The 22,791-nt window shown below is 56.2% G+C and carries 20 protein-coding genes; 4 read left to right on the top strand and 16 right to left on the bottom strand.

The window, feature by feature from the left end:
• Positions 1-15: 15 nt before the first annotated feature.
• Positions 16-1,932: a PTS 2-O-a-mannosyl-D-glycerate transporter subunit IIABC gene (mngA, locus tag WM95_RS07320; RefSeq protein ID WP_063408979.1), complete on the bottom strand. Its 1,917-nt coding sequence runs from the start codon at positions 1,930-1,932 to the stop codon at positions 16-18.
• 170 nt (positions 1,933-2,102) lie between these two features.
• Here mngA and WM95_RS07315 point away from each other — a divergent pair, with 170 nt between their 5' ends.
• Positions 2,103-2,819 (top strand): GntR family transcriptional regulator, encoded by a 717-nt coding sequence (locus WM95_RS07315; protein WP_032663941.1) that lies wholly within the window; start codon positions 2,103-2,105, stop codon positions 2,817-2,819.
• Positions 2,820-2,902: 83 nt separating this feature from the next.
• On the opposite strand, the gene sucD is transcribed toward WM95_RS07315, so the two are convergent.
• The 8 genes from sucD to sdhC all read right to left on the bottom strand — a co-directional run bounded on the left by sucD (position 2,903) and on the right by sdhC (position 12,577).
• Positions 2,903-3,772 (bottom strand): succinate--CoA ligase subunit alpha, encoded by an 870-nt coding sequence (gene sucD, locus WM95_RS07310; RefSeq protein WP_008501094.1) that lies wholly within the window; start codon positions 3,770-3,772, stop codon positions 2,903-2,905.
• Positions 3,772-4,938 carry an ADP-forming succinate--CoA ligase subunit beta gene (sucC, locus tag WM95_RS07305; RefSeq protein ID WP_023310791.1) on the bottom strand — a complete coding sequence of 389 codons (1,167 nt, stop codon included), beginning with the start codon at positions 4,936-4,938 and terminating at the stop codon, positions 3,772-3,774. The genes sucD and sucC overlap by 1 nt, the downstream gene beginning before the upstream one ends.
• Positions 4,939-5,021: 83 nt before the next feature.
• Positions 5,022-6,242 (bottom strand): 2-oxoglutarate dehydrogenase complex dihydrolipoyllysine-residue succinyltransferase, encoded by a 1,221-nt coding sequence (odhB, locus tag WM95_RS07300; protein ID WP_008501093.1) that lies wholly within the window; start codon positions 6,240-6,242, stop codon positions 5,022-5,024.
• A 14-nt stretch (positions 6,243-6,256) separates the two neighbouring features.
• Complete coding sequence (sucA, locus tag WM95_RS07295; RefSeq protein WP_023334931.1) at positions 6,257-9,064, bottom strand: 2-oxoglutarate dehydrogenase E1 component; 2,808 nt, start codon at positions 9,062-9,064, stop codon at positions 6,257-6,259.
• A gap of 269 nt (positions 9,065-9,333) precedes the next feature.
• Entirely contained in the window at positions 9,334-10,050 is a 717-nt protein-coding gene (sdhB, locus tag WM95_RS07290; protein WP_008501090.1) for a succinate dehydrogenase iron-sulfur subunit SdhB, read from the bottom strand.
• Between the two features lie 15 nt (positions 10,051-10,065).
• Positions 10,066-11,832 carry a succinate dehydrogenase flavoprotein subunit gene (gene sdhA, locus WM95_RS07285; protein ID WP_023310789.1) on the bottom strand — a complete coding sequence of 589 codons (1,767 nt, stop codon included), beginning with the start codon at positions 11,830-11,832 and terminating at the stop codon, positions 10,066-10,068.
• On the bottom strand, positions 11,832-12,179 hold the full coding sequence (gene sdhD / locus WM95_RS07280) for a succinate dehydrogenase membrane anchor subunit (RefSeq protein WP_008501088.1): 348 nt from the start codon (positions 12,177-12,179) through the stop codon (positions 11,832-11,834). The genes sdhA and sdhD overlap by 1 nt, the downstream gene beginning before the upstream one ends.
• A complete protein-coding gene (gene sdhC, locus WM95_RS07275; RefSeq protein ID WP_020684965.1) occupies positions 12,173-12,577 on the bottom strand; it encodes a succinate dehydrogenase cytochrome b556 subunit in 405 nt (134 codons plus the stop codon). The genes sdhD and sdhC overlap by 7 nt, the downstream gene beginning before the upstream one ends.
• Positions 12,578-13,216: 639 nt before the next feature.
• Here sdhC and WM95_RS07265 point away from each other — a divergent pair.
• Positions 13,217-14,500: a citrate synthase gene (locus WM95_RS07265; protein ID WP_023310788.1), complete on the top strand. Its 1,284-nt coding sequence runs from the start codon at positions 13,217-13,219 to the stop codon at positions 14,498-14,500.
• A 99-nt stretch (positions 14,501-14,599) separates the two neighbouring features.
• Here WM95_RS07265 and nei read toward each other — a convergent pair whose 3' ends face one another.
• The 7 genes from nei to WM95_RS07230 all read right to left on the bottom strand — a co-directional run bounded on the left by nei (position 14,600) and on the right by WM95_RS07230 (position 20,706).
• Positions 14,600-15,391, bottom strand: coding sequence for an endonuclease VIII (gene nei / locus WM95_RS07260; RefSeq protein WP_063408978.1), 792 nt, complete (start codon positions 15,389-15,391; stop codon positions 14,600-14,602).
• Positions 15,392-15,410: 19 nt separating this feature from the next.
• Positions 15,411-16,151: a 5-oxoprolinase subunit PxpA gene (gene pxpA, locus WM95_RS07255; RefSeq protein WP_063408977.1), complete on the bottom strand. Its 741-nt coding sequence runs from the start codon at positions 16,149-16,151 to the stop codon at positions 15,411-15,413.
• Entirely contained in the window at positions 16,138-17,070 is a 933-nt protein-coding gene (pxpC, locus tag WM95_RS07250) for a 5-oxoprolinase subunit PxpC (protein WP_023310785.1), read from the bottom strand. Before pxpC ends, pxpA begins: the two co-directional genes overlap by 14 nt.
• Positions 17,064-17,720, bottom strand: a complete 657-nt coding sequence (gene pxpB, locus WM95_RS07245; RefSeq protein ID WP_023310784.1) for a 5-oxoprolinase subunit PxpB — start codon at positions 17,718-17,720, stop codon at positions 17,064-17,066. The genes pxpC and pxpB overlap by 7 nt, the downstream gene beginning before the upstream one ends.
• A gap of 14 nt (positions 17,721-17,734) precedes the next feature.
• A complete protein-coding gene (locus WM95_RS07240) occupies positions 17,735-18,478 on the bottom strand; it encodes a type 2 GTP cyclohydrolase I (protein WP_023310783.1) in 744 nt (247 codons plus the stop codon).
• 10 nt (positions 18,479-18,488) lie between these two features.
• Positions 18,489-19,901 carry a deoxyribodipyrimidine photo-lyase gene (gene phrB / locus WM95_RS07235; RefSeq protein WP_088544708.1) on the bottom strand — a complete coding sequence of 471 codons (1,413 nt, stop codon included), beginning with the start codon at positions 19,899-19,901 and terminating at the stop codon, positions 18,489-18,491.
• A 598-nt stretch (positions 19,902-20,499) separates the two neighbouring features.
• A complete protein-coding gene (locus WM95_RS07230) occupies positions 20,500-20,706 on the bottom strand; it encodes a YbfA family protein (RefSeq protein WP_023310781.1) in 207 nt (68 codons plus the stop codon).
• A gap of 309 nt (positions 20,707-21,015) precedes the next feature.
• Between WM95_RS07230 and kdpF the strand changes: the two genes are divergently transcribed.
• Positions 21,016-21,105 carry a K(+)-transporting ATPase subunit F gene (kdpF, locus tag WM95_RS07225; protein ID WP_014069365.1) on the top strand — a complete coding sequence of 30 codons (90 nt, stop codon included), beginning with the start codon at positions 21,016-21,018 and terminating at the stop codon, positions 21,103-21,105.
• Positions 21,105-22,784, top strand: a complete 1,680-nt coding sequence (gene kdpA, locus WM95_RS07220; protein WP_088544707.1) for a potassium-transporting ATPase subunit KdpA — start codon at positions 21,105-21,107, stop codon at positions 22,782-22,784. Before kdpF ends, kdpA begins: the two co-directional genes overlap by 1 nt.
• Positions 22,785-22,791: the final 7 nt, after the last annotated feature.

Here is a 22,791-nt window from a genome sequence, read left to right as displayed (position 1 = left end):
CTGTTTTGTGAGGTTTTACGGTATGGCGTCTTCAATGACGTAGTTGCCATTTTTAACCGCCTGGCGTCGCCAGAGCAGCAGAACAAAGGTGGAGATAGCGGTCCCCACCAGCGCCGCGCCAAACCAGCCCGCCGCCGCAACTACACCGCCCAACCCGGCATCGTGAAGTAAAAAGAGAGAGAAAATCCCGGCCCCCGGCGTAGACAACCCGATTCCCATCGCACCGACAGCCGCGCCTGTCATCATGGATCCGAGTACAAATGAGCCAATAACGCGAAGCGGATCTTCTATCGCCATCGGAATCGCCCCTTCGGTAATGCCCGCGAGGCCGAGCAGCCAGGTCGATTTACCGGTTTCAATTTCAAACGACTTAAACAGCTTCGGTGCCAGCATCGTTGACGCCGTGACGGTAAAGGCTGAGACCATTTTGACGGAGGCAAAGATCGCATAGGGACCGTATACCCCGTTCGCCATCGCCCCCAGGCAGAACGCGTAAGAGGCTTTGTTGACCGGGCCACCCAAATCGAATGAGCACATAAACCCGAGGATCGCCCCCAGAAGCAGCGCATTCGCGCCGGAGAGACCGTTAAGCCAGACGGTGAGCGTGTTATTGAGCCAGGCCACCGGTTCGCCAATCACAAACAGCATCAGGCTGCCCGCGCCCAGCACGCCAATCACCGGATAGAGATAAAAAGTCAGAAAGCCGTTGTAGCGGCTACGGAGCCGGATGTGGCTTTTCACCCAGCGCATCAGATAGCCCGCGATCAGCCCGCCGACGATAGCGCCGAGAAAACCGGAGCCGATCATGTTGGCAGCAAGACCGGCCGCAAAGCCCGGCGTCAGCGCAGGTTTATCCGCCAGCGAGTAGGCGGTGTAGGCCGACAGGACAGGCACCATCAAAATGCCGAGCATGCCGCCGCCAAGCTTGCGGTACATCCAAAGCCACGAGTTTTCCTGGTCAAACAGGTGCTGCAGGCCAAGGATTTGCGCCAGCAGTACCGATACGGCCAGCACCGTACCGCCGGCGACGATCAGCGGCACCGCAAAAGAGATGCCGCTGAGAAGCGCCTGCTTGAGTTCAGTTTTAACGCGCTTTTTCGTTTCGGTATCGACCTGCGCATGGCGCGCATCGGTAGAAGGCTTTAGCGCCAGCGCGCGTTCAATCAACGCTTCAGCATGGCGCAGGGGTTCCGCAACGGGCACGGAAATGGCGGGGATCCCCTGAAAGCGCTCACTCTCTTTGATCGCCACTTCTGCGGCAAAAATACACGCTTTCGCCTCCAGCAACTGCTGGGCAGTAATGCGCCCTTCAATACCGTTCGCCCCCTGCTTTTCGACCACCACGTTGACGCCGAGCTTACGTCCCGCTTTTTCCAGGTACTCTGCGGCCATATAGGTATGCGCGATCCCCGCCGGACAGGCGGTTACACAGACGACGGTTGGTGCATTCACCCGCGTATCAGCCTCGTCTTCCTGCGAGACACCGTTCAGCGCATCAAGCAGATCCTCTGCCGTCTCTGCAGCCATAACGCGTTCCCGGAGGACATCATCGGCAAGGCGAGACGTCAGCGCCGTCAGCACCTGGATATGCGTGGATCCCGCTTCAGCTGGCGGGATGGCCAGCAGGACGATCATCTCAACCTTTTCAGGGCCGTCCACCCCCTCCCAATCCAGCGGTTCGCACAGCGTAGCAACCGCAAAAGCCGCTTCGTTCACCGCGCTCGATTTACCATGCGGGACAGCCAGCCCTTCACCCAGGGCGGTTGGCCCCTGCGATTCGCGACGGTAGACCTCCGCCAAAAATGCATCGCCATCTGTAATTTTGCCCAGCGCCACCAGCCGCATTGTAAGCTGGCGAATGGCCTCATCACGGCTGGCATAGTGCGCCTGCAAGCAGACAGCACTGGTGTGGGTCAGAGTCGTCAGGTTCATAAGATCCTCACACTTAAGTTGTTATTGTCTGGCGGCAATTGTGGCAGGTCACACAATACATTTATGTGATCATTTTCACTAACAATGCAAATTTGTATTTAAGTTGTATTATTTACAAATTTTAAGTGAGAGGCATAATTCCATGCAAAGGTATTAGAAAGGCAGATTCGATGGGTAACAAACCGATGTACCGGCAAATAGCCGATGCGCTTCGCGAAAAAATCAGCGCGGGAGAGTTAAAGCCTGGCGATGCGTTACCGACGGAATCCAGCCTTCAGGAGGCATTCAACGTGAGTCGCGTTACGGTGAGACAGGCGCTGAAGCTGCTTACGGAAGAGCAGATCGTCGAGAGCATTCAGGGCAGCGGCACCTACGTAAAAGAAGAGCGCGTCAATTACGACATTTACCAGCTCACCGGGTTTTACGAAAAACTGGCCGACCGGAACGTGGATACCCACAGTGAGGTAAGCATTTTCGAAGTGCTGAAAGCCGATGCAAAACTTGCCGAAAAGCTGAATCTCTCTCATGACGATAAGGTCTGGCACGTCAAACGCGTCCGCTTTATCAAACAAAAACCGGTAAATCTGGAAGAAACGTGGATGCCGCTGGCCATGTTCCCCGACCTCACCTGGGAAGTGATGGAGAATTCGAAATACCACTACGTTGAGCAGATCAAAAAGCTGGTTATCGATCGCAGCGAACAGGAGCTGGTGCCGATCATGCCGTCAGAGGAGGCGATCGCCGCACTGTCGCTCGATCCGGCAAAGCCGATCCTGGAAAAAGTCTCCCGCGGGTTTCTGAAGGACGGACGGGTATTTGAATACAGCCGCAACGTGTTCAATACCGACGATTACAAGTTCACGCTAGTCGCCAGACGCAGGCAATAAAAAAGGCCGCTTTACAGCGGCCAACCATGTCGAAACGGACATTTTTATACTTCAACGCCCCCCTTTCGGGGAGCAGAGAGGACTTACTTAATGATGGATTTCAGTGCTTCGCCGATATCCGCCAGGCTGCGAACGGTCTTCACGCCTGCTGCTTCCAGCGCTGCGAATTTCTCATCAGCCGTACCTTTACCGCCGGCGATGATCGCGCCCGCGTGACCCATACGCTTGCCTTTTGGCGCAGTCACACCCGCGATGTAACCGACAACTGGCTTGGTCACGTGTTCTTTGATGTAAGCAGCGGCTTCTTCTTCCGCGCTACCACCGATCTCACCGATCATCACGATCGCTTCGGTCTGTGGATCTTCCTGGAACAGCTTCAGGATGTCGATGAAGTTAGAGCCCGGGATCGGGTCACCGCCGATGCCCACGCAGGTGGACTGGCCGAAGCCGTAATCGGTGGTCTGCTTAACGGCTTCATAGGTCAGCGTACCGGAACGGGACACGATGCCCACTTTACCCGGCTTGTGAATGTGGCCCGGCATGATGCCGATTTTGCACTCGCCCGGGGTGATAACGCCAGGGCAGTTCGGGCCGATCATGCGCACGCCTGCTTCATCCAGCTTCACCTTCACGGTCAGCATATCCAGCGTCGGGATGCCTTCAGTAATAGTGATGATCAGTTTGATGCCTGCGTCGATCGCTTCCAGAATGGAGTCTTTGCAGAACGGTGCCGGAACGTAGATCACGGTCGCGGTTGCGCCCGTCGCTTCTACGGCTTCACGCACGGTGTTGAATACCGGCAGGCCCAGGTGCGTGGTACCGCCTTTACCTGGCGTTACGCCGCCAACCATCTGCGTGCCGTAGGCAATCGCCTGTTCGGAGTGGAAAGTCCCCTGGCTACCGGTGAAGCCCTGGCAGATAACCTTGGTATCTTTATTAATTAAAACTGACATTATTTCCCCTCCACTGCGGCAACAACCTGCTGAGCTGCATCCGTCAGACTTTTCGCTGCAATAATATTCAGGCCGCTGTCAGCCAGTTTTTTCGCGCCGAGTTCAGCGTTGTTACCTTCCAGACGTACAACCACCGGAACGTTAACACCCACTTCTTCTACCGCACCGATGATACCGTCGGCGATCAGGTCGCAACGAACGATGCCGCCGAAGATGTTAACCAGAACGGCCTTCACGTTGTCGTCAGAGAGAATGATTTTGAACGCTTCGGTTACGCGCTCTTTGGTTGCGCCACCGCCTACGTCGAGGAAGTTTGCTGGCTCACCGCCGTGCAGCTTAACGATGTCCATGGTGCCCATTGCCAGGCCCGCACCGTTAACCATGCAGCCGATGTTGCCGTCCAGCGCCACGTAGTTCAGCTCCCACTGTGCAGCCTGTGCTTCACGCGGATCTTCCTGAGACTGGTCGCGCATTTCGCGCAGATCCGACTGGCGGAACAGCGCGTTGCCGTCAGCGCCCAGCTTGCCGTCGAGGCAGATCAGGTCGCCCTGAGTGGTGATCACCAGCGGGTTGATCTCGATCAGCGCCAGGTCGCGCTCCAGGAAGATGTTCGCCAGACCCATGAAAATCTTGGTGAACTGCTGAACCAGCTTGCCTTCCAGGCCCAGTTTGAACGCCAGCTCGCGACCCTGATAAGGCATTGGGCCCGCCAGCGGATCGATTGCCACTTTGTGGATCAGGTGCGGGGTTTCTTCCGCCACTTTTTCGATTTCCACGCCGCCTTCGGTAGACGCCATGAACACCACGCGACGGGAGCTACGGTCAACAACCGCGCCCAGGTACAGTTCTTTTGCGATGTCGGTCGCCGCTTCAACCAGGATCTGGTTAACCGGCTGGCCGTTCGCATCTGTCTGGTACGTTACCAGACGCTTGCCGAGCCAATGTTCAGCAAACGCACGAATCTCTTCTTTGCTCTTAACAACCTTCACACCGCCCGCTTTACCACGGCCACCAGCGTGAACCTGACACTTAACTACCCAAGGGCCGGAACCGATTTTAGATGCGGCTTCTTCTGCTTCACGCGGGGTAGTACAGGCATAACCCACCGGAGCCGGTAAGCCATACCGGGCAAACAGCTGTTTGGCCTGATATTCATGTAAGTTCATGTGTTCTATCCATCCTTCAGGTAATCGTTAGGTCGTGCTTTTATTGGCCCGGCAGCCATACGCCGCCGGGCAAGACTGCAAAACTAGACGTCCAGCAGCAGACGGGTTGGATCTTCCAGCAGCTCTTTAATCGCGACCAGGAAGCCCACGGACTCGCGGCCGTCGATCAGGCGGTGATCGTAAGAGAGCGCCAGGTACATCATTGGCAGGATCTCAACTTTACCGTCTACCGCCATAGGGCGATCTTTAATGGCATGCATACCCAGGATCGCGCTCTGCGGCGGGTTAATGATCGGGGTAGACATCAGCGAGCCGAATACGCCGCCGTTGGTAATGGTGAAGTTACCGCCGGTCAGGTCGTCTACGGTCAGCTTGCCGTCGCGGCCTTTAACAGCCAGCTCTTTAATGTTTTTCTCGATGTCAGCCATACCCAGGGTATCCACATCACGCAGAACCGGCGTTACCAGGCCGCGTGGAGTAGAAACCGCCATGCTGACGTCGAAATAGTTGTGGTAAACCACGTCATCGCCGTCAATAGACGCGTTCACTTCCGGGTAGCGTTTCAGCGCTTCAACTACCGCTTTCACGTAGAAGGACATAAAGCCCAGACGGATACCGTGACGTTTTTCAAACGCGTCACCGTACTGCTTGCGCAGGTCCATGATTGGCTTCATGTTCACTTCGTTGAAGGTGGTCAGCATCGCGGTGGAGTTTTTCGCTTCCAGCAGACGCTCGGCCACGCGCTTACGCAGGCGGGTCATCGGGACGCGTTTTTCGCTGCGGGCACCCAGAGCAGGCTGTGCTGCCGGTGCTGCCGCAGGGGCTTTCGCTTCTGCCTGAGCTGGCGCTTTCGCAAGGTGTTTGTCGATGTCTTCGCGGGTCAGACGACCACCCACACCGGTGCCTTTGATGGCTGCCGGGTCGAGGCTGTGTTCAGCCAGCAGGCGACGGATCGCCGGGCTGAGGGCGTCGTTAGACTGTTCTTCCAGAGAAGCCTGCTGGCGCTGAGCCGGCGTAGAGGCTTTCTCTTCAGATTTCGCGCTGGACTCTTTGCCCGCGCTGTTGCCTTCACGCAGGCGACCCAGGATCTGACGAGAAGTTACGGTGGTACCTTCATCTTCCAGCACCGCGTCCAGAACGCCATCCGCCGAAGCCGGTACTTCCAGTACCACTTTGTCAGTTTCGATTTCTACCAGCACTTCATCGCGCTTAACGGCATCGCCTGGTTTTTTGTGCCAGGTAGCGACGGTCGCATCTGCTACGGATTCAGGCAGGTCGGGAACAAGAATATCTACGCTACTCATTTTGTATCCTTTAATTAATCGACGTTCAGCGCGTCATTGACCAGATCTTGTTGCTGCTTCTGGTGAACGGACATATACCCTACCGCCGGAGAGGCGGAGGCCGGGCGACCTGCATAACGCAGGGCTGACCCAAATGGAATCACTTCACGGAAATGATGCTGGCTGCAGTACCATGCGCCCTGGTTAAGCGGCTCTTCCTGGCACCAGACAAAATCATGTACGTGAGCATATTGTTTCAGCACTTCCTGCATCGCCTGATGCGGGAACGGATAAAGCTGTTCGATACGCACGATGGCGACATCTTTCTGATCGTTCTTGCGGCGCTGTTCCAGCAGGTCGTAATAAACCTTACCAGAACACATCACCACGCGCTTCACGCCCTGCGGATCCAGCTCGTCAATCTCACCGATGGCTGGCAGGAAGGTGCCATTCGCCAGTTCTTCCAGGCTGGACACGGCCAGCGGGTGACGCAGCAGGGATTTCGGCGACATCACCACCAGCGGACGGCGCATACCGCGCAGCGCCTGGCGACGCAGCATGTGGTAGACCTGAGCCGGGGTGGACGGCACGCAGACCTGCATGTTCTGCTCGGCGCAGAGCTGCAGATAACGTTCCAGACGCGCGGAGGAGTGCTCCGGACCCTGACCTTCATAACCGTGCGGCAGCAGCATTACCAGGCCACACATACGGCCCCACTTCTGCTCGCCGGAGGAGATGAACTGGTCGATAACAACCTGCGCACCGTTGGCAAAGTCACCGAACTGCGCTTCCCAGATGGTCAAAGTGCGTGGTTCTGCGGTGGCGTAACCGTATTCGAAGGCCAGAACCGCTTCTTCAGACAGCACGGAGTCCCAGACCTTGAACTGGCCCTGACCGTTGTGCACGTGCTGCAGCGGGGTGTAGGTTGAACCGTTGGACTGGTTGTGAACAACCGCGTGACGGTGGAAGAAGGTCCCACGGCCGGCATCTTCACCGGACAGACGAACAGGAATACCTTCGTCAACCAGCGTTGCGTAGGCCAGCGTTTCCGCGCCGCCCCAGTCGAACAGCTTCTCGCCTGCCGCCATGGACTGACGGTCAGCGTAGATTTTCGCCACGCGAGACTGCATCTCGATAGCGTCCGGTACGGTGCTGATGCGTTTAGCCAGCTCCTGCAGGCGCTTCATCTCAACCTTGTTCGGGTAGCTCTCATCCCATTCGTGGTTGAGGTACGGCGACCAGGTAAAGGAGTGCATGTTCATCGGGCGCAGCTCTTTGACCACGCATTCACCCGCATCCAGCGCGTCGCGGTAGAGGTTGACCATTTCGGTCGCATCTTCCAGCGTCGTCACTTTGTCGCTCTCCAGCTTGTCAGCATAGATTTTGCGCGGGGTCGGGTGTTTTTTGATTTTCTGATACATCAACGGCTGGGTTGCACTTGGCTCGTCCGCTTCGTTGTGGCCGTGACGGCGGTAGCAGAAGAGGTCAATGAACACATCGCGTTTAAAGGTATTACGGAAATCCAGCGCCAGACGGGTAACGAAAGCAACGGCTTCCGGGTCATCCGCGTTAACGTGGAAGATTGGCGCCTGCACCATCTTACCGATGTCGGTGCAGTACGGGGTAGAACGCGCGTCAAGCGGGTTAGAGGTGGTAAAGCCCACCTGGTTGTTAATCACGATGCGAACGGTACCGCCCACTTCGTAACCACGCGCTTTCGACATGTTCAGGGTTTCCTGAACTACGCCCTGCCCTGTTACCGCCGCATCGCCGTGGATGGTGATCGGCAGCACTTTATTGCTGCTCGGCTCGTCCAGACGATCCAGACGCGCACGCACGGAACCGATAACCACCGGGCTAACGATTTCCAGGTGTGACGGGTTAAACGCCAGCGCCAGGTGAACCAGACCGCCTTCGGTTTCGATATCTGACGAGAAGCCCATGTGGTACTTCACGTCGCCGGTGCCGAGGTGTTCTTTATGTTTGCCCGCGAACTCGTCGAACAGGTCCTGAGGTTTTTTACCCAGCACGTTGACCAGCACGTTCAGACGACCACGGTGCGCCATACCCAGAACCACTTCACGGGTGCCGCTCTTGCCTGCGTGACGAATCAGCTCTTTCAGCATCGGCACCAGCGCATCGCCGCCTTCCAGCGAGAAGCGTTTTGCGCCCGGGAATTTCGCGCCCAGATAGCGCTCAAGCCCTTCCGCTGCGGTCAGTTCGTTCAGGAAGCGTTTTTTCTCGTCAGCTGAGAAGGTCGCGTGACCCGCTACGGATTCGATGCGCTGCTGGATCCAGCGTTTCTCTTCGGTAGAGGTAATGTGCATGTATTCCGCGCCGATGGAGCCGCAGTAGGTTTGCTTGAGCGCGTCAATCAGATCGCCCAGCTTCATCGTGTCTTTGCCGATGGCAAAGGAACCTACGTTAAAGCTTTCCTGGAAATCGGCCTCGGTCAGATCGTGATATGCCGGATCGAGATCGGCCACACGGTCTTGTTTCCACAGTCCCAGCGGATCGAGATTCGCATGCTGGTGACCGCGGAAGCGATAAGCGTTGATAAGCTGCAGGACTTTAACCTGCTTCGCATTGGTGTCAGGGTCGGAAATCGCAGAAGAGTAACGTGAGGCATCCTTCGCCAGACGACGGAAATAATCACGTGTTTTGGAATGGAATTGATCCGGTTTGACCCCTGTGCCAGGCAACTGCTGGAACATGGAACGCCAGTTTGCGTCCACTGAGTCAGGATCGGTTAAGAAGTCTTCATAGAGCTGTTCAATCCAGCTCTGGTTCGCACCAGAAAGGAAAGAAGAGTCCAGCCAGGCTTTCATTGCGCCGTTCTGCATCGTGATCCCTTAAGCATTTTTATGCTTACTTTCGCCGTAGAAACTACCACGCACACCACGTGTACGTGCCGGGGTTCACCTGCGAGCTCTTTTACTTTGGCCCGCGAAGGAACCTTTAGAAACTGTCTAAGGGTCTTTACCCTCACCCCTACCCCTCCCTAAGGGAGAGGGGGAATGCCGTCGGCAGTTTTTAAAGATTTCCTGCAATCTGTCCCCTCTCCCTTAGGGAGAGGGTTAGGGTGAGGGGAACACCGCTCCCCTCTCACTACTTACGCACTGCGCTGCAGCAGCATCGACTTAATATGGCCGATGGCGCGCGTCGGGTTCAGCCCCTTCGGACACACACTGACGCAGTTCATGATGCTATGGCAGCGGAATACGCTGAAAGCGTCACTCAGTCCTTCCAGACGGCTATCGGTTTCGGTGTCGCGGCTATCGATCAGGAAGCGATAGGCAGCCAGCAAACCGGCCGGGCCGATAAACTTGTCCGGGTTCCACCAGAACGACGGGCAGGACGTTGAACAGCATGCGCAGAGAATACACTCGTACAACCCATCGAGTTTTTCACGCTGCTCAGGAGACTGTAAGTGCTCGCGAGCGGGTGGATTTTGCCCATTATTCAATAAGTAAGGCTTAATCTTCTCATATTGTGCATAGAATTGCCCCATGTCTACCACCAAATCACGCACGACCGGCAGGCCTGGCAGAGGACGGATAACAATTTTCTGACCAGGACGCTGCAGCGCTGAAATTGGCGTGATGCAGGCCAGGCCATTTTTGCCGTTCATGTTCACCCCGTCAGAACCACACACCCCTTCACGACAGGAGCGGCGGAACGACAGCGTAGGATCTTTTTCTTTCAGCTGGATTAAGGCATCCAGCAGCATCATGTCGCGACCTTCTTCCGCTTCCAGGGTGTAGTCCTGCATACGCGGAGCATCATCAACATCCGGGTTATAACGATAAACTGAGAATTCGAGTTTCATTATCCTGTCTCCGCATTAGTAAGTACGAATCTTCGGCGGGAACGCCGGACGCAGTTTCGGTTCCATGTTGACGCTACGACGCGTCATGGATTCCGACTCTGGCAGATACAGGGAATGGCACAGCCAGTTTTCGTCATCACGATCCGGGAAGTCGAAGCGGCTATGCGCGCCACGGCTTTCGGTACGGAAGTTTGCCGACATCGCCGTCGCGAACGCGGTTTCCATCAGGTTATCCAGCTCCAGGCACTCAACGCGCTGGGTGTTGAATTCGCTGGAGGTGTCGTCCAGACGGGCATTTTTCAGACGCTCGCGGATCGCTTTCAGCTGCTCAAGACCTTTGGCCATCGCGTCGCCTTCACGGAATACCGAGAAGTTGTGCTGCATGCATTCCTGCAGCGCTTTACGGATTTCCACCGGATCTTCGCCGTTGCGGTTACCGTTCCAGCGGTTGAGACGCTCAAGAGAGGCATCAATTTCGTCGTCGGTCGCGTCACGCAGCGCGCCCTGCTCGGCAATAGATTCCTGCAGATGCAGGCCCACCGCACGACCAAACACCACCAGGTCCAGCAGGGAGTTGCCGCCCAGACGGTTTGCACCGTGTACGGATACGCAGGCAATTTCGCCTACCGCGAACAGGCCAGGAATAACCACGTCTTCGCCCTGCTCGTTTACGGTCAGCGCCTGACCGGTCACTTTGGTCGGAATACCGCCCATCATGTAGTGGCAGGTTGGGATAACCGGAATCGGCTCTTTCACCGGGTCGACGTGTGCGAAGGTGCGGGACAGTTCCAGGATGCCCGGCAGACGGGACTCCAGAACTTCTTTACCCAGGTGGTCGAGCTTCAGCTTCGCGTGTGGACCCCATGGGCCGTCACAGCCGCGGCCTTCACGGATTTCGATCATGATGGAACGCGCCACCACGTCACGACCCGCCAGGTCTTTCGCATTCGGGGCATAACGCTCCATGAAGCGCTCGCCGTGTTTGTTCAGCAGGTAGCCACCTTCACCGCGGCAGCCTTCTGTTACCAGAACGCCCGCACCGGCGATACCGGTTGGGTGGAACTGCCACATTTCCATATCCTGCACCGGCACGCCCGCGCGGATAGCCATGCCGACACCGTCACCGGTGTTGATGTGGGCGTTGGTGGTGGACTGATAGATACGGCCTGCGCCGCCGGTAGCCAGCACGGTAGCGCGGGCTTTGAAGTAAACCACTTCACCGGTTTCGATGCACAGCGCGGTACAGCCGACGATTGCGCCATCGGCATTTTTCACCAGATCCAGCGCGTACCACTCGGAGAAGATGGTGGTATGATTTTTCAGGTTCTGCTGATACAGGGTGTGCAGCAGTGCGTGACCGGTACGGTCAGCCGCCGCCGCGGTGCGTGCCGCCTGCTCGCCGCCGAAGTTTTTCGACTGGCCGCCAAACGGACGCTGATAGATAGTGCCATTTTCCAGACGGGAGAACGGCAGACCCATGTGGTCCAGCTCCAGAATCGCTTCCGGGCCGGTTTTACACATATATTCGATGGCATCCTGGTCGCCGATGTAGTCGGAACCTTTTACCGTGTCGTACATGTGCCATTCCCAGTTATCTTCATGGGAGTTACCCAGCGCAACGGTGATACCGCCCTGCGCAGACACAGTGTGGGAACGGGTCGGGAAAACTTTAGAGAGCAGCGCACAGGTCTGGCCGCTCTGGGAAATTTGCAGTGCGGCACGCATACCTGCGCCACCGGCACCAATTACAACAGCATCAAATTCTCTGACTGGCAGTTTCATTACACACCCCACACCACAACGAATCCATAAATAACGTAAACCACCAGTGCAACAACAATGGCCAGCTGCAGTGGGAGGCGAATCGCCAGCGGTTTAACGTAATCGGTCAACACCTGCCACATGCCAATCCACGCATGAATAAGGATGGAGAACAGAGCCAGCAGGGTGAACACTTTGGTGAAGGCAGATCCGAAGAACCCACTCCAGATTTCCCACGTCAGCGTGCCGCTGGTCGCGAAGAAACCGATCATATAGATGATGTAAAGAGTGAGAACGATGGCGGTAGCACGGACCAGAATGAAGTCATGTACGCCGTTGCGTCCTAATGCGGAGGCGTTGCTTACCATACGAGAACTCCTGCGAGAAGTGAAAGCACGACAGTAATCACAAATGAAATGTTAGCGGAGCGTTTCCCGGCTTCGAAAGTCTCTTCCAGGTAGCCAAAGTCCATCAGCATATGGCGAACACCCACAACGACATGGTACGCCAGCGCGGTCAGAATGCCCCACATGATGAATTTCACGAAGAAGCTGTTCATGATGGCAGAGGCCTGGAGGAATCCTTCAGGGGAAGAGAGGCTGGTGCCCAGTAACCACAGCAAAATACCGACCGCCACAAACGTAATCACACCAGAAACACGGTGCAGAATGGACGCTATTGCTGTTACAGGGAACCGGATCGTTTTGAGATCCAGATTGACAGGTCTTTGTTTTTTCACATTTCTTATCATGAATAACGCCCACATGCTGTTCTTATTGTTTCCTTCCTCCGGACTGCGATGCGGGTCAAGCAGCGTTCCTTTTCTATAACTGCGCGTCATGCAAAACACTGCTTCCAGATGCTTAAACGACACGTTACAACGCTGGGTGGCTCGGGATTGCAGGGTGTTCCGGAGACCTGGCGGCAGTATAGGCCGTTCACAAAATCATTACAATTAACCTACATACAGTTTGTCGGGTTTTCTCTGGAACAGTGATCAGGGTCACGATAACAACATCTTTTTAATTTTTAATCATCTGATTTGACAAATGTTAAACAATATTGTTACAAACGTCATCAGAAAAGGCATATAATGCGCAAAAGTTATGAGGTCTCTCTTTCACCTGACAAATAGTTATGTAACAGTGTGATGGTATTGACCGAAGTTATCAGGACAGTTATTAGTGATATACAGGTTTGAATAATTCGGACTGCAAAAACGCTGATTTGCTGTGGTTTCACTGATATTTCATTCGTTTACCTGCAAGGCGCCATAGCTCTGTACCCTGGTTTGTCCTCGTGAGCTGAGCGGAAAGCCAAATAACAATCTGGTAACGGTGATTAACAGCTGAAAGCAAATCCGGTAAAGCGCAGTCTTAAGCATAAGGCGCTAAGGAGACCGTAAATGGCTGATACAAAGGCAACGCTCACCCTAAATGGTGACACTGCTATTGAACTGGATGTGCTAAAAGGCACGCTCGGTCAGGATGTTATTGATATCCGTACGCTGGGCTCTAAAGGTGTATTCACCTTTGACCCTGGATTTACCTCTACCGCATCTTGCGAATCCAAAATCACCTACATTGACGGTGACGAAGGTATCCTGCTCCATCGCGGCTTCCCCATCGATCAGTTAGCCACCGAATCCAACTATCTGGAAGTGTGCTACATCCTGCTGAACGGCGAAAAACCGACGCAGGCACAGTACGATGAATTCAAAACCACCGTGACCCGTCACACCATGATCCATGAGCAGATTACCCGTCTGTTCCATGCGTTCCGCCGTGACTCTCACCCGATGGCGGTGATGTGCGGTATCACCGGTGCGCTGGCGGCGTTCTACCACGACTCCCTTGACGTGAATAACCCGCGTCACCGTGATATCGCGGCGTTCCGCCTGCTGTCCAAAATGCCTACCATGGCGGCGATGTGCTACAAATACTCCATCGGCCAGCCGTTTGTGTATCCGCGCAACGACCTCTCCTACGCGGGTAACTTCCTGCGCATGATGTTCTCCACACCGTGCGAAGAGTACGAAGTGAACCCGGTGCTGGAACGCGCAATGGACCGTATTCTGATCCTGCACGCTGACCACGAACAAAACGCCTCTACCTCTACCGTCCGTACCGCGGGCTCTTCAGGCGCGAACCCGTTCGCCTGTATCGCTGCGGGCATCGCTTCCCTGTGGGGACCGGCGCACGGCGGCGCGAACGAAGCGGCACTGAAGATGCTGGAAGAGATCAGCACCGTTGAGCACATTCCTGAGTTCGTGCGTCGCGCGAAAGACAAGAATGACTCCTTCCGCCTGATGGGCTTCGGTCACCGTGTTTACAAAAACTACGACCCGCGCGCCACCGTCATGCGTGAGACCTGCCACGAAGTGCTGAAAGAGCTGGGTACCAAAGATGATCTGCTGGAAGTGGCGATGGAGCTGGAACACATCGCACTGAACGACCCGTACTTCATCGAGAAGAAACTCTACCCGAACGTCGATTTCTACTCTGGCATTATTCTGAAAGCGATGGGCATTCCGTCTTCCATGTTCACCGTGATCTTCGCTATGGCCCGTACCGTAGGCTGGATTGCGCACTGGAACGAAATGCACAGCGAAGGCATGAAAATCGCCCGTCCTCGTCAGCTGTATACCGGCTACGAGCAGCGTGATTTTAAGTCTGACCTGAAGCGCTAAAAGATGTTGGGTGCGGCCTGATGCCCTCACCCCGACCCTCTCCCACAGGGAGAGGGTGAAAACATTAAAAACGGTAACCCAAGGGTTACCGTTTTACTTTTATTTCTGGCAGTGCGGGCACCAGTAAAAAGGTCTGGAAGAGAGCATAATCCTGTCGATAATCCCGCCGCATCGCTCGCACTTCTTCCCCGCCCGATGAAACACCTTGAACCGGAACAGCGCCCCGTGATGCGTGTTCTCATCCGCCACGCCGCGCGTGTTGTACGAGAGCCACGGAATATCCAGCAGCGCGTGGGACAACGCCTCCAGCTGTTCATCATTCAGCTCAGACGCTTTATGCTGCGCCGCCAGCCCGACTTCCCAGAGGATCTCTACCCGCAGGTAGTTGCCCAGCCCGGCCAGAAAGGCCTGGTCGAGAAACAAACCGGAAAACTGTCGGTTACGAAATTTAGGTGATAACAGCCGGGCCTTCACGTCGCTCGCCGTCAGGCGCATGTCCAGCACGTCCGGCCCGACCCGCTGCAGAAACGGGTGCGTCAGCAGCTGCTCCGGCGTAAGCATTTCGATATCCGACGCACTATAGAGCAGGATCGCCTTATCCGCCGTTTGCAGCCTGACGCGCAGCACGCGAGTGGTTTGCGGCTGCTCGTCCGCCTCCACCACGCGCCAGACGCCGTAAAGCTGGTTATGGCTATATAACGTCAGGTTATGGGAAAAGTGCGTAAGCAAGGCTTTGCCGCGCGTTTCAATATGGGTCACCGTCTGGCCCACCAGCTGTGATTCAAACGGTTTCAGTTGAGGAAAAGCAAACCAGACATCCGTCAGGGGTTTGCCCTTTATCGCCGCCTCCAGGCTATCCGCCGCGCGGCGGATCTCCGGACCTTCAGGCATTTTTGTGTCCTTATCGTCATTATTCGGCGCTGACGAGGATACCCTCTTCAGAGAACGCTGCCCGCAAGCGGCGCGCGAACTGGAGCGCATGCTCGCCATCGCCGTGTAAACATACCGTATCGGCCTGCACGTTTGCCGGTGTTCCGTCCACGGCGATCACCCGCCCGGCGCGCACCATCTCCAGCGTCTGCGCCAGCGCTTTAGCTTCGTCGGTAATCAGCGCCCCGGCCTGCGTCCGCGGCACCAGGCTGCCGTCCGGCTGGTATCCCCGATCGGCAAACACTTCCTGACGGGTGGTCAGGCCCAGCCGTTCTCCGGCACGAATCAGCTGGCTGCCCGCAAGGCCTACCAGAATCAGCTGCGGATTACAGTCCCGCACCGCGCGGGCAATGGCGTCCGCCAGATCCGCATCTTTCGCCGCCTGGTTGTAGAGCATGCCGTGCGGCTTCACGTGGCGCATCACGCCGTTCTGGGCGCGCACCATCGCCTCCAGCGCGCCGATCTGGTAGAGCACCTGAGCGTAGACCGTCTCAGGGGGCAGATCCATCGCCGTACGGCCAAAGTTTTCCCGATCGGGAAAGCTGGGGTGAGCCCCAATCGCGACGCCGTTTTTAATGGCATTACGCACGCTCTCCAGCATGGTTTGGGCATCACCCGCGTGAAAGCCGCAGGCGATATTGACCGAGGTGACCAGGGTCATCAGTTCCGAATCAGCGCTGCTTCCCTCCCCCAGATCGGCGTTCAAATCAATCTTTACCATCAAGCCTCCACGCCAGCTGTTCAAGATAACGCTGCTGATCCTGCCGCGCCTTAAGCGCCTCCTCCAGCGAACACTGCACGAAGTGAATCGGCTGGCCGAGGGGAATTTGCGCCAGATGGTAGCGATCCGCTTCAATGATGCAGGCAATGCGCGGATAGCCGCCGGTAGTTTGCGCATCGTTCATTAATACGATGGGCTGACCGTTTCCCGGCACCTGAATAACCCCAGGCAATAAACCGTGGGAGAGCAGCTCCCGGTCCGTCGTGCGGGTCAGCGGCTGCCCCTGAAGGCGGTAGCCCATGCGGTTACTCTGCGGGCTGATCTTCCACGGCGCACGCCAGAAGGACTCTTTAGAAGCCTCGTCAAACTCATGATATTCCGGCCCCGGTAAGGCGCGGATCTGGTTTCCCCACAGCAGCTGTTTTACGCCCTGCGTGGTCGAGAAATGGCGCGCGGAGGGTTTGATTGCCAGCCGATCGCCGTCGCGCAACAAACGTCCTTCGTGACCGCCGATCCCGGCCTTCTGATCGGTACTGGATGAACCCAGCACCTCCGGCACGTCAATGCCGCCAGCCACCGCGAGATAGCTACGCACACCGTGCAGCGGACGTTTGAGCGTCAGGCGCTGCCCGGCTTTCGCCCGCAGCCGCCAGCCGGTCCACACCGCTTTGCCATCCAGCGTCGCATCACACCCTGCGCCGGTTAAGGCAAACCAGGTTTCCTGACCAAACTCAATCACACACTGACCCAGCGTAATTTCTAGCGCCGCCGTGCTGCCTTCGTTGCCCACAAGCAGGTTGGCAATCTCCAGCGAAGGACGGTCAAGCGCACCGCAGTAGCTCACGCCCGACTGGCGCAGACCAAAGCGGCCGGCATCCTGTACGGAGGTGTAAAGCCCGGCGCGAATAAGTGTTAACATACCCCCTCCTTCTGCGGAATAAAGCGAAGGGTGTCGCCGGGACGCAAGAGTATTGGCGTCTCCAGCCCGGGTTCAAATAACGGTGTCGCGGTATGCCCAATAAGCTGCCAGCCGCCGGGCGAAGTTAGCGGGTATACGCCGGTCTGCTCACCGCCGATAGCCACCGTCCCCGCCGGCACGCTCACGCGCGGCTCGGCACGGCGTGGCGTATGCAGCCGGGGAGATAATCCGCCCAGATACGGGAATCCGGGCTGAAACCCAAGGAACCAGACCACGTAGTCAACCGAACTGTGCAGCTCAACAACCTGCTTTTCTGTTAATCCGCAGTGGTCTGCCACCACGCCAAGATCTGGCCCACCCGTACCGCCATAAACGACCGGGATCTGAATGGCACGCGACTCCGGTTCCAGCGCCTCACTCTCTTCCCACCAGCGCTGCAAACGTTCAATGGCATCCAGCGCCAGGGTATGCGGGCTACGCAGCACGACGGTTATGTTATTCATACCCGGAATGGTCTCAACCACTTCAGGCATGTCGGCCAGACGCTGGGTCAGCCGCCAGATACGCTTTTGCGTGGCAAGCGTCACCGGTGGTTCAAGCTCCAGAACCACTGCGGTTTCACCCAGAAGATAACAACGCGCTCGCTGCACTTAACTACCTCTCGTCAGGCTGGGTTAGGGATATCAATAAAGGTCACATCCAGATCGGTATTTTCCGTCAGCCACTCGCTGAGGGCGCGAATGCCGCCGCGCTCGGTGGCATGATGGCCAGCGGCGTAAAAATGCAGCCCCTGTTCACGCGCCGAGTGAATGGTCTGCTCGGAAACCTCGCCGGTGATAAAGGCATCAACACCGAAACGCGCGGCGCTGTCGATAAAGCCCTGACCGCCACCGGTACACCATGCGACACGCTTCACCGTATCCGGACCGGTATCACCGCTCCACAGCGGACGACGGCCCAGGCGCGCTTCAATCCACGAGGCCAGCTCCAGCCCCGGAACCGGCATCGCCAGCTCGCCCCACGGCACCAGCGGCTCAATTTCACCCATCACGGTAATCCCCAGTAGCTGCGCCAGCTGGACGTTGTTGCCGAGCTCCGGGTGCGCATCCAGCGGCAGATGGTAGCCGTACAGGTTGATGTCATTAGCCAGCAGCGTTTTCAGGCGATTGCGCTTCATCCCACGAATAATCGGCGATTCGTTTTTCCAGAAGTAACCGTGATGAACAATCACCGCGTCGGCGTTCTGACGAACGGCCTCGTCCAGCAGCGCCTGGCTTGCCGTCACGCCGGTGATAATTTTTTGCACCGTCTCACGGCCTTCAACCTGGAGCCCGTTCGGACCGTAATCGCTGAAGGAGGTGCTGTTCAGTTTTTCGTTAATCAGGCTTTCCAGTTCGCTGTTTTTCATCATCACTCTCTTATGCTTTGCGGGCAGCTTCGTACGCCGCCAGCGTGGCGACACGCGCCTGTTTATGGTCGACAATCGGACGAGGGTAATCCAGCTTTACACGCTGTTTATCCGCCCATGCCCACGGTTCGTGGATCGCTTTAGCAGGTATACCGTTAAGTTCAGGAACCCAGCGGCGGATAAACTCGCCGTCCGCATCAAATTTTTGCCCCTGCGTGGTCGGATTGAAAATCCGGAAATAGGGTGCGGCATCGGTGCCGGTAGAGGCCGCCCACTGCCAGCCGCCGTTATTCGCCGCGAGATCGCCATCGATCAGCTGAGAGATAAAATAGCGCTCTCCGATACGCCAGTCGATAAGCAGATCCTTCACCAGAAAGCTGGCGGTAATCATCCGCAGGCGGTTGTGCATCCACCCCGTCTCATTAAGCTGACGCATGGCGGCATCGACTATCGGATAGCCCGTCTGCCCGCTTTGCCAGGCTTTCAGCTGCTTATCATTCGATTGCCACTTTACATTATCGGTCCAGCCAATGAAGGGCCGATGCTTACACAAACCAGGATGAAAGGTCATCAGATGACGATAAAACTCGCGCCAGATAAGCTCATTCAGCCAGACAGACCCTGCGCCGCCCTCCAACGCCTGCGGCTGCTCCGCCAGCAGACGATGCAAACACTGGCGCGGTGAGATCGCACCCAGCGCCAGACAGGCCGACAGGCGGCTGGTACCCTCGATGGCGGGAAAATCCCGACGCGCGTCGTAACTGGCCGCGTCCTGCTTGCAGAACTGGCGCAGTTGGGCGATGGCAGATTTCTCATCGGCGGGGAACAGCGTTTCATCAAACGGCTGCTGAGGGTAATCAAACGTCAGCTCAGGCAGCTCTTTTATGGCTTCGCCTCGCACGGCAGGCGCGGCAACGCACTCCGGCAGCGCCTCTTTCAGACGTTTGATAAAGGCATTTTTGAACGGAGTAAAAACTTTATACATCTCGTGGTTGCCGGTCATCACGCTGCCCGGAGCCAGCATCACGCTGTCATCAAACCCTTCGCAGACCACCCCTTCCAGCATCTTCTCCAGCTGACGGTCACGCTGCTGCTCGTTGAATTCGTACTGATAGTTGTAAAAAAGATGCGTGACCTTGTGCTGCTTACAGAGCTCCTGCACCGTCTGAAGCTGTGCGGCAAAATCACCCACCTCTTTATAGAGAAGCGGTATGCCTTTTCCAGCGAGCGAGTGCTGCAGATCGTTCAGATACGCCCGGAGCAAGGCCGCCTGCCGGGGGGCCATATCGTGCTGCCGCCACTGCTCGGGCGTGGCCATAAACAGTGCCAATACGTTAGCGTCTTTGGCGCGGCAGGCTGCCGCAAGGGCGATGTTGTCATGTACGCGCAGGTCCGCGCGAAACCAAACCAGATGGGTGGGCATAAAACTCCAGGCAATTATCCATTATGTCCGTAAGGGCATGCCGTAAAAGGAAAAAGCATGCATTGAACTACTTTGCCATGAAGTGTAGACGGGATGAAATAAAAAAGGCCGCCCGAGGCGGCCTTGGCGCTACTTGTCCTGCGCTATCGTGGATAAAACGACAAACCCATTCGGCTCATCGCTCTTTACAACGAGTACGCTGGCGACAATGAACGCGATGCAAAAATAGCGTTTCATTATGCGGTCCCTGCTGCTAACCGCTCCACCGTTCACCACCGGTGATAAGTCGGTGGACACAAGCCCGGGTAGGCGGGCTGCTTTACGGCTGTAAATACACCTTTCCCAGGACCGATGCCCATTTGCGAGATGGCGGAAAGGGACGCAGCATCATAATTAACATCCGCTGAGAAGGTAAGATACTCGAATAAAATTAGGAATTTATAAAGGCTTCGAGGGATTGCCATCTGCTTACAGGAGGGTATGATAAAAAACCCGGGTAGGGGCTGCAAAACCACCCAACGGACCGCGAATCCCGAGGGACAAAAAAACCGCCACATTGCTGTTGGCGGTTTTTTTATTGCTATGTGTAGTCTTCGTATCAGTAGAAATCGCAGGTCGCTTTCTCGGCCTGATCCATCCACACCGGCTTCTCGCTGGTTTTCGCCCAGACGCGGTGCAGATAGCTATAAAAACGTGCACGATCTTTCCAGAACAGCATCACCGGCAGAGCCAGCACGCCAGCCACTACGGCGAAAGCGCGGCGCAAGAACACGATATGAGCCGGATACTCTTTATAAAGATCCATATTTTTCTCCCCTATAGTTGGCCGGAAACGTCATCCGGAAAATTCAAAATCTGTGACCTGGCTAAAATAATATCGCTTTGTTTGTAATTTTACTACTCATCCGACCACTTATTTTCGTCCGTTTAGCAAAAATTTACACTCACGCCGTAATTAAGTTACAAAAAAGTTAACAGCTTACTTATCAATAGTTAAATTGTGGGCTTTGCCATTTTTATACTTTTTTTACACCCGCCCTCCCCATTTTTGCGAAATCTTTGCGCCGGAAATCCTACCGTTAGCACAACAACAAAAGTCACCCGGAGGTGGATTGTGAGTGCAGGTCTTATTGCCGGCATCGTGCTGGTGTTCCTGTTATTGGGTTATCTGGTCTATGCCCTGATTAATGCGGAGGCCTTCTGATGGCTGCTCAGGCGTTTCTGCTTATTGCCAGCTTCTTAGTGGTACTGTTCATTCTGGCAAGGCCACTGGGATCGGGACTGGCACGATTAATCAACAACGTCCCTTTGCCCGGCACGGGAAGCGTTGAAAAAGGGATCTGGCGCGTACTGGGAATAGACGATCGGGAGATGAGCTGGCGTCAGTATCTGATCGCCATTCTGCTGCTGAATATCGTTGGGCTCATTGCGCTTTTTGCCATGCTGATGTTGCAGGGCATCCTGCCGCTGAATCCGCAACAGTTACCGGGCCTGTCCTGGCATCTTGCGCTGAACACGGCGGTGAGCTTTGTCACTAACACCAACTGGCAGTCCTACGCCGGTGAAACCACGCTGAGCTATTTCAGCCAGATGGTCGGGTTAACCGTGCAAAACTTCCTCTCTGCCGCCAGCGGTATCGCGGTGATCTTCGCGCTGACGCGTGCGTTTGCGCGTCAGAAAATCAATACCCTGGGTAACGCGTGGGTGGATTTGACCCGCATTACGCTGTGGATCCTGCTGCCAATTGCGCTGCTGATCGCTCTGTTCTTCATCCAGCAGGGCAGCCTGCAAAACCTGATGCCTTACGCGTCCTATACCTCGCTGGAAGGTGCAAAACAGCTCCTGCCGATGGGGCCTGTAGCGTCACAGGAAGCCATCAAAATGCTCGGGACGAACGGAGGTGGCTTCTTCAACGCCAACTCGTCGCATCCATTTGAAAACCCTACCGCATTGACAAATTATGTGCAGATGCTGGCGATTTTCCTGATCCCCGCCGCGCTCTGCTTTGCCTTTGGTGATGTGGTTAACGATCGCCGTCAGGGCCGCACCTTGCTCTGGACCATGTCTCTGATCTTTGTGGTCTGCGTGGCGCTGGTGATGTGGGCTGAATGGAGCGGCAACAGCCATTTCATGCAGCTGGGGGCCAACAGCAATATCAACATGGAAGGTAAAGAGAGCCGCTTTGGCATTCTCGCCAGCAGCCTGTATGCGGTGGTCACCACGGCGGCCTCGTGCGGGGCAGTCAACGCCATGCATGATTCCTTTACGGCGCTGGGTGGCATGATCCCGATGTGGCTGATGCAGATTGGCGAAGTCGTCTTTGGCGGCGTAGGTTCGGGTCTGTACGGCATGCTGCTGTTCGTGCTGCTGGCGGTGTTTATTGCCGGTTTGATGATTGGCCGCACCCCGGAATACCTCGGTAAAAAAATCGACGTTCGCGAGATGAAATTAACCGCGCTGGCGATTCTGGTCACCCCGGCGCTTGTGCTGCTCGGCACCGCGCTGGCGCTGATGACCGAGGCCGGACGCAGCGGCATCTTTAACCCCGGCATTCACGGTTTTAGTGAAGTGCTGTATGCCGTCTCTTCTGCCGCCAACAACAACGGCAGCGCCTTTGCGGGGTTAAGCGCCAACTCACCGTTCTGGAACTGCCTGCTGGCGTTCTGCATGTTTGTGGGTCGCTTTGGGATCATTGTGCCGGTGTTGGCGATTGCCGGATCGCTGGTGAATAAAAAAATCCAACCGACCACCACCGGGACATTGCCGACCCACGGCGCGCTGTTTATCGGCCTGCTGACGGGTACCGTTTTACTGGTCGGCGCCCTGACCTTTATCCCCGCCCTCGCGTTAGGCCCGGTCGCGGAATACCTCTCTTTACGCTGATTTTGCG

The sequence above is a fragment of the Enterobacter cloacae complex sp. ECNIH7 genome, from assembly GCF_002208095.1.
In the GTDB taxonomy this organism is placed as follows: Bacteria; Pseudomonadota; Gammaproteobacteria; order Enterobacterales; family Enterobacteriaceae; genus Enterobacter; species Enterobacter cloacae_M.
Note: the sequence above shows the minus strand (reverse complement) of the source record. Positions and strands in the feature narration are given on the sequence as shown.